The organism is Nocardioides sp., from assembly GCF_036493135.1.
Lineage (GTDB): Bacteria > Actinomycetota > Actinomycetes > Propionibacteriales > Nocardioidaceae > Nocardioides.
On the sequence record NZ_DASXQG010000099.1, the window covers coordinates 21,049 to 28,299 of the forward strand.

10 protein-coding genes are annotated in these 7,251 nt (G+C 69.3%); all 10 read left to right on the forward strand.

Annotated elements, in window-relative coordinates; translation table 11 throughout:
- Window positions 1-47: 47 nt before the first annotated feature.
- Window positions 48-1,241 (forward strand): acyl-CoA dehydrogenase family protein, encoded by a 1,194-nt coding sequence (locus VGJ24_RS19040; protein ID WP_331502220.1) that lies wholly within the window; start codon window positions 48-50, stop codon window positions 1,239-1,241.
- A complete protein-coding gene (locus VGJ24_RS19045; RefSeq protein WP_331502221.1) occupies window positions 1,238-1,966 on the forward strand; it encodes a hypothetical protein in 729 nt (242 codons plus the stop codon). Before VGJ24_RS19040 ends, VGJ24_RS19045 begins: the two co-directional genes overlap by 4 nt.
- Window positions 1,963-3,027, forward strand: coding sequence for a DUF2332 domain-containing protein (locus tag VGJ24_RS19050; RefSeq protein WP_331502222.1), 1,065 nt, complete (start codon window positions 1,963-1,965; stop codon window positions 3,025-3,027). The genes VGJ24_RS19045 and VGJ24_RS19050 overlap by 4 nt, the downstream gene beginning before the upstream one ends.
- An 87-nt stretch (window positions 3,028-3,114) precedes the next feature.
- Complete coding sequence (locus VGJ24_RS19055) at window positions 3,115-3,543, forward strand: YbjQ family protein (protein WP_331502223.1); 429 nt, start codon at window positions 3,115-3,117, stop codon at window positions 3,541-3,543.
- A 40-nt stretch (window positions 3,544-3,583) separates the two neighbouring features.
- Entirely contained in the window at window positions 3,584-3,778 is a 195-nt protein-coding gene (locus VGJ24_RS19060) for a DUF5302 domain-containing protein (protein ID WP_331502224.1), read from the forward strand.
- A 355-nt stretch (window positions 3,779-4,133) separates the two neighbouring features.
- A complete protein-coding gene (locus VGJ24_RS19065; protein ID WP_331502225.1) occupies window positions 4,134-4,655 on the forward strand; it encodes a hypothetical protein in 522 nt (173 codons plus the stop codon).
- Between the two features lie 242 nt (window positions 4,656-4,897).
- Window positions 4,898-6,181, forward strand: coding sequence for a PKD domain-containing protein (locus VGJ24_RS19070; protein WP_331502226.1), 1,284 nt, complete (start codon window positions 4,898-4,900; stop codon window positions 6,179-6,181).
- A gap of 372 nt (window positions 6,182-6,553) precedes the next feature.
- Entirely contained in the window at window positions 6,554-6,718 is a 165-nt protein-coding gene (locus VGJ24_RS19635) for a GrpB family protein (RefSeq protein WP_414691119.1), read from the forward strand.
- A gap of 14 nt (window positions 6,719-6,732) precedes the next feature.
- Window positions 6,733-7,179 carry a hypothetical protein gene (locus VGJ24_RS19075; RefSeq protein WP_331502227.1) on the forward strand — a complete coding sequence of 149 codons (447 nt, stop codon included), beginning with the start codon at window positions 6,733-6,735 and terminating at the stop codon, window positions 7,177-7,179.
- On the forward strand, window positions 7,125-7,251 hold a 127-nt coding region (locus VGJ24_RS19640), incomplete at its 3' end, for an aminoglycoside adenylyltransferase domain-containing protein (RefSeq protein WP_414691121.1). The genes VGJ24_RS19075 and VGJ24_RS19640, both read left to right, overlap by 55 nt.

Consider the following 7,251-nt stretch of genomic DNA (forward strand, 5'->3'; position numbering starts at 1 on the left):
CAGCAAGCCTGGCCAACCAGCACGGACCGGAAAGGATCGACGACGCCATGGGTCGCCTCTGCCAGACCGACGGGCTCACCGACGACCAGACCGAGATCCTCAAGGCGGTGCGCGACTTCGTCGAGCGCGAGATCCTCCCCGTCGCCACCGAGCTCGAGCATCGGGACGAGTACCCGACCGAGATCGTCGAGGGGCTCAAGGAGCTCGGCCTCTTCGGACTGATGATCCCCGAGGAGTACGACGGCCTGGGCGAGTCGCTGCTCACCTACGCGCTGGCCGTGGAGGAGATCGCCCGCGGCTGGATGAGCGTCAGCGGGATCATCAACACCCACTTCATCGTGGCCTGGATGCTGCAGCAGCACGGCACCGAGGAGCAGAAGCGGAACTACCTCCCCAAGATGGCCACCGGCGAGGTCCGCGGCGCCTTCTCGATGAGCGAGCCGGGCTGCGGCTCCGATGTCAGCGCGATCAAGACCAAGGCGGTCAAAGGGGACGACGGCGGCTACGAGATCACCGGTCAGAAGATGTGGCTGACCAACGGCGGCTCGGCCAACCTGGTCGCCGTACTCGTGAAGACCGATGAGGGCGCCGACTCCGTCTACCGGAACATGACGACGTTCCTGGTGGAGAAGGAGGAGGGCTTCGGCGAGACCGCCCAGGGCGTCACGATCCCCGGCAAGATCGCGAAGATGGGCTACAAGGGCGTGGACACCACGGAGATGGTGTTCGAGGGCCACCGGATCTCCGCCGACCAGATCCTGGGGGGCGCACCGGGCCAGGGCTTCTACCAGATGATGGACGGTGTCGAGGTCGGCCGCGTGAACGTCGCGGCCCGCGGCTGCGGCGTCGCCAACCGCGCGTTCGAGCTCGGTGTCGCCTACGCGCAGCAGCGCGAGACCTTCGGCAAGAAGATCGCCGAGCACCAAGCCGTGCTGTTCCGCCTGGCGGAGATGGCGACCAAGGTCGAGGCCGCCCACCAGATGATGGTCAAGGCGGCGCGGGTCAAGGACCAGGGCGAGCGCAACGACCTCGAGGCCGGCATGGCCAAGTACCTCGCATCGGAGTACTGCCACCAGGTCGTCGAGGACTCGTTCCGGATCCACGGCGGCTACGGCTTCTCCAAGGAGTACGAGATCGAGCGCCTCTATCGCGAGGCTCCGATGCTCCTGATCGGGGAGGGCACTGCCGACATCCAGCGGATGATCATCGGCCGCCGGCTGCTGGAAGACTACAAGCTGTGACGCAGCCGCCCACCCATCGCTTCGTCTTCGTCGTGACCTACGGCCGCTCCGGCTCGACGTTGACGCAGGGGATGTTGAACACGCTGCCGCGCACCCTGGTGAGGGGCGAGAACAACCTGTACCTGCTGCCGATTTTCCGCGCCTACGCCAGTCTCGAGACGTTCAAGGACAAGTTCGGTGGCCCGGGCGCGGCGAAGGCGTCGTCGGCGTTCTACGGCCTGCGCGAGGTCGACCTGGACGCGTTCGCGGCATCGGTCCGCCAGCTGGTGCAGCAGCAGCTGCTCGGTGACGTCGCCCCGTCGAACGTCGACCGGCTGGGCTTCAAGGAGGTGCTCTGGCACCGGATCAAGCCCGAGGAGTGGTCCGACTTCTTCGGGTTCATGGACCTCGCCTTCGACGATCCGCTCTACGTCCTGAACCGTCGCGACGTCGAGATGACCTCGACCTCCGGGTTCTGGCAGAAGAAGGAGCCCGGGGTCGCCGAGCAGCAGATCAACCGGGTACGCCGGCTCCAGGACTTCCTGCGCGACTCACGGGCGGACCGGTGTGTCGACACCCAGTTCGAGGCGATGACCAGCGACGACCAGGCGGTCGCGGCCGAACAGCTGCGGCGGCTGGCCGAGTTCGTCACCGGCTCCTGCGACGACGATCTTCTGGCCGCGCTCTTCGCGACGCGTGAGACCGGCCACGGTCCCAACCCGTTCGGCAAGACGCGCGAGGCGTGAACCGATCCCAGCCGGCACTCTTCCGGCAGCAGGCAGAGGCGTGCGACGAGCTCGGGTCGCCGATGTACGCCGAGCTGCTCGCCGCCCTCGCCGACGACCTCGAGGCGGGCGGACCCACCGCTCGGGTCCTGCGCGGCCACGAGGACGATCCGGGACCTTCCGGGCTGGCGCTCCGGCTGGCCGGCAGCATCCATCGGCTCGTGCTGGCCGGCGAGGCGGGCGAGCTGGCCGCGGCGTACCCGACTGTGGGCGGTACGTGGAGCACCGCCGGGGTGCCGGTCGTGCTCGACTTCCTGGCCCGGCGCGGAGACGAGGTCCGGCCCCTGCTCGACCACGCACCCCAGACCAACGAGGTGGGCCGGTCCGCGGCGCTGGTCGGCGGTCTGCTGCGGCTCGCCGACCGCTGGCGGCACCCCGTACGGCTGTTCGAGATCGGCTCCAGTGGCGGGCTCAACCTCCAGGCGGACCGGTTCCGGATCACCGACCGCGCCGGCGGTGGCTGGGGGGATCCGGCGAGCCCGGTGCTCCTCGACCGGGCCTGGGAGGGCGAGCCGCTCCCGCCGGCCGCGCCGCTCGAGGTGGTCGCACGCAGTGGCTCCGACCCCCAACCCGTCGACGTGACGACCGAGGACGGCCGGCTGACGCTCACGTCGTACGTGTGGCCGGACATGAGCGAGCGGCACGCCCGGCTGGCCGGGGCGATCGAGCTCGCCCGGGAGGCGCCGGTGGCCGTGGAGCGCGCCGACGCTGCGTCGTACGTCGAGCGGCTCGAGGTCGTGCCAGGCACCCTGACGGTGCTCTGGCACAGCGTGATGTGGCAGTACGTGCCGCGCGACCAGCAGGAGGGGGTGACCGCGCGGCTGGCCGCGCTCGGAGCGACGGCGACCCCGGACGCGCCGCTGGTCCATCTCTTCGCCGAGCCGACCCGGCGTACCCCCGAGGACGAGCACCGGTTCTGGGTGTGTGCCGAGGCGTGGCCGGGAGATGGCGAGGCACGCGGTGGCGAGCGCGCGTTCCTTGGCCGGATGGCGCCGCACGGCGTGCCGGTCACCTGGGAATGACCGGCCTTTGCCGCGGCACCTACGCTGTGCGTGCGCTCGCTGGCGCGAGCAACGACCCGCTGTGATCGAGCTTCGATGGAGGAACCCATGCTCGTGGTGACGACGAACGACATTCCCGGGTGGGAGGTCCGCCAGGTGTGCGGAGAGGTCTTCGGCCTGACCGTGCGCTCGCGGAACGCGTTCTCGCAGATGGGCGCCGGCTTCAAGTCGCTGGTCGGCGGTGAGCTCAGGGGGATGACGTCGAACCTGATCAACAGCCGCAACGAGGTGATGGGCCGGATGATCGACGAGGCTCGCAACCGCGGCGCCAACGCCGTGGTCGCGATGCGCTTCGACACCTCCGAGATGGGCGACACCTGGACCGAGATCTGCGCCTACGGCACCGCCGTCGTCGCGGTCCCGGTCACCGACGCGGCCCGCGAGACGGCCGCCCGTCTGGGCTACAGCCAGAGCGGCGCCCCCCAACAGCCGTCGGATCAGCCCTCGATCCCGCCCCAGCCCGCGTCCGTCGGGTAACCCCTCGACCCTGCCACCGGCCGGGTGGCAAGGTGGAGGCATGAGCCAGGACAACGCGAACGACGACCTCGACGACGTGAAGGCCAAGATGCGCGAGGCCCTGGACCGGAAGAACGCGAAGGCGAAGGGCGTCCGCGAGGATGCTCCGGTCCGCGAGAAGGCACACGGGTCCGAGGTGCACGGTGGGGCCGGCCCGAAGATGCACCGGCGCAAGGCCGGCGGCGGGGGCAGCTGACCTCAGAGTTCACCCGCGCCGGGTGACGTAGGTGTAGGGCGGTCTCGGCGATCGTGGATCGTCTCCCACCCCGAGCGAGGTCCCGATGTTGCGCCGTTCCCTGCGCGGCCTCGTTCTGCTCGGAGTCGTCCTGCTGCCGTTCCTCACCGCCTGCGGCGGGAGCGGGAGCAGCGGGGCGGCCGATCGCCCCGGTATCACGGCGTCGTTGTCACCGACGCGCGAGCGCCCGACCGCGACCCGCACGCCCGATACGCCGGGTGAATCGTCGGCAGCCGCGCCGTCGTCAGCGCCCACGTCAGCGCCGACGCTAGGGCCGACGTCAGGGCCACCGACCAGTCGGCCGCCGAGGACGAGCGTGCCCGCCTCGTCGTCGCCCACGGAGTCGTCGTCACCGGCACCTTCGCAGGGCAACACCGACGACGGGACCAGCGACAGCACGGGCTGGTGGTGGCTGGCGCTCGTCGTCCTCGTCGTGGGCGCCCTCGTCGCCGTGCTGCTGGTACGTCGGGCGCGCCGCGGCCGCACCTGGCGGTCCGACGTGGCGACCGCCGAGCGGGAGGTCGGCTGGTTCGCCCGCGACCTCGTCCCGCAGCTGCGCGGCTCAGGCTCCCTCGCGGGTGTCGCGGGCGGCTGGACGGTGGCCGCTCCGCGGGTGTCCGCCCTCGACGACCGGTTGACGCACCTGGTCACGACGGCGCCCGGTGAGGAGGAGCGGGCCCGGGCGACCGCCCTCCGGGACGCCGTTCGGACCGCTCGTGACCGGATCGCGGCGCTCGTGAGCGCAGGAGGACCCGCCACCTGGTCGCTGGATCTCGACGGTGCGCAGGCACCGTTGCTGGCGGTGCTCGTCCCGCCCGATGCTGGTTCCCCTGGGTGATCCGGCTCCGACTGGCGCAGCCGGACGTCCCCACCAGTCCTCGGCCCCTGGTCGAGCGCGGACAGCGGTGCGGGCGTTTCGATCAGCGGACCAGAATTTCCCTGAGAATGTTTCTGTTTCGGCACGCCGATCCCACGCCTCGGTGTCTAATTCCCAGTAGCGCGGCTCGGGGAGCTGCGCCCCGCCGGCTGGGGAGCCGGGCCTTGTTGGGGGGAACCATGAACGTTGTACGCCCATTGCGCATGCTGACTGGGGGTATCGTCCTCGGCCTTGTCGTCGGGGCGGTGGGAACGACCGCGGCCGAAGCGAAGCCGTCCAAGCCCGGTGGCGTGACTGGCCTTGCTGCCCAGGTGACCCCGGGTGACCTGACCTACGGGGTGGCCGCCACCTGGAACCCCGTGGCCAAGGCGACCAGCTACCGGGTCGCGATCACGCGGGCCGGCACCACGCTGGCGTCCAAGACCGTGACCACGCCGACCTGGACGCCCGTGCTCGCGACGACCCCGGGCACCGTGTCCCTCTCGGTCAGGGCGGTGATCAGGCATCAGCCGGGCAAGGCGTCGACCATCAGTGTCCCGCTCCCGGACGTGACCGCTCCGACCGGCATCTACTCATCGACGTGGGACAACAACACCGGCATCGCCACCTTGACCCAGGACTCGCTGACCGACGACTCGCCGACCTCCCAGGTCACCCGGATGGTCGCCTGGGGCGACGGGACCGCGGCGGTGGCGTGGACGACCGGCACGACGCTGAAACACACCTACCCCCTGACCGCCGCGCGCTATGTCCCTACGGTCACGCTCAACGACGCGGCAGACAACGGCATCGTCGTCGCGGTTCCTGCGGTCGTCATCAACGACGCCGAGACCCCGACCGGCACCTTCACCGCGGGTCCGGCCTCGGCCTGGGCCGGCCTCACCCGGGTGCGGGTGACCCAGACGGCACTGGCGGACAACTGGAGCCCGGCGGACAAGATCACGCGCAGCGTGGACTGGGGTGACGGTGCGACCACGCCGTGGACGAGTGGCACCACCCTGACGCACGTCTACCGCACCGGTGGCACGTTCACACCGGCGGTCACCGCGACCGACGAGGCCGGCAATGCGGCGATCCTCGAGTCCTCAGCTGTCGTGGTGAACGTCGACTCCGTCGCCCCCGTCGTCAAGCTTCTCCTGCCGAAGAGGCATCGCCACTCGGTGCGCGCCTGGAAGACCCTGCATGGCACCGCGACCGACACCGCCGGCACTGGCGTGAAGAGGGTCCGGCTGCGCGTGGTGGAGAAGCGCGGCGGGCACTGGTACGGCTACCGGCCGGCCACGAACTCCTGGGTCAAGGCCGCCAGCAAGGCCAAGGCCTTCGCCCGAGGCCGTGGCTTCTCGCTGACCACCAACCCCCGCCACCGATGGGCGGCAACCCTGAGCCGGCTGACCAAGGGCACCCTGGTCTACCGCGTCTCCGCGATCGACCGCGTCGGCAACACCTCGAAGCTGGTTACCCATACCGCTCGGCTGACCGCGCGCTGACCGATTGACCCACGGACCACCCCGGCATGCTCGTGTGCCGGGGTGGTGGTGCGTGTCGGTGGTCTTCTGACGGCAGAGCAGCTCATGCCCTGTCAGGCAAGGTTTGCATGCGACGTACGTAGCGTGACTCCAGTCCGCCGGTAGGTGACGGGGTTCGATCGGGGCGACGATGAGAAGTGACGCCGGAAATAGGGTCGCGGTCAGGGCCAAACGTTGCCTGACGCGGCCCCTTGCTAGGTCGCTCCTGGTTTCCGCGCCGAGATTCTTCGACGCTGTTGTCATCGAGGACCCAACCCGCGTGGGGGATCGATTCGCGGACGCATTGGGCGCTCTACACGGCGGCCTCGGTGACCTCGTTGTGAGAGTTGAGCTGTGGGCTCAACGTCGGTGCCCGGCCTCGCCGCCAAGCCCATCATCGACATCGACATGACATTGTCTGACGCGGATGACGAGGACAGGTACGTGCCTTCTCTACGTGCATTCGGCTATCGGCTGGTGCTGCGAGAGCCATGGTGGGATGGCCACGGGACGTGGTGAGCGCTAGTGAGGACGTGAACCTGCACGTGTTGCCCGTGGGCGCACCTGAACCAATGAGACATCTGCCTTTTCGGGACTGGCTTCGCTTCGCACCCACCCAGGTGATCGACGAGGCGATCAATGACATCTACAGCCGGATCTTCGCGACCGTGGAGGCGGATGAGATGGCTCTTCCCATCGGACGTGTGTGGTGTCTGGCAGAGAACCGCTCATCGGCAGAACCGCGCACCACGGGCGGCATGAGCGGAACGCTATGCCGCAATGTCTGTCAGCATGAGCGGTCGCTTAGCAGCACAAGTCCCCGTAGCGTGTCCCTCATGCCCGCACCACCAGATAGTTCCGACGAGGCGTTGCAGAAGTTGCTGGTCCAGCTGGCTCGCTCCGAGGAGCGAGCCCCCTCTATCGGATGGTCCTTAACGGTTGTCGAGTGCTTCGATACCTTGTTGACCGTTCGGTCGTGACCAGGGAAGAGGCAGGAAGATGGGCTCTCGGGCGTTGGCGCGAGTCAGACCATGATTTGATTCAAGCCGCAC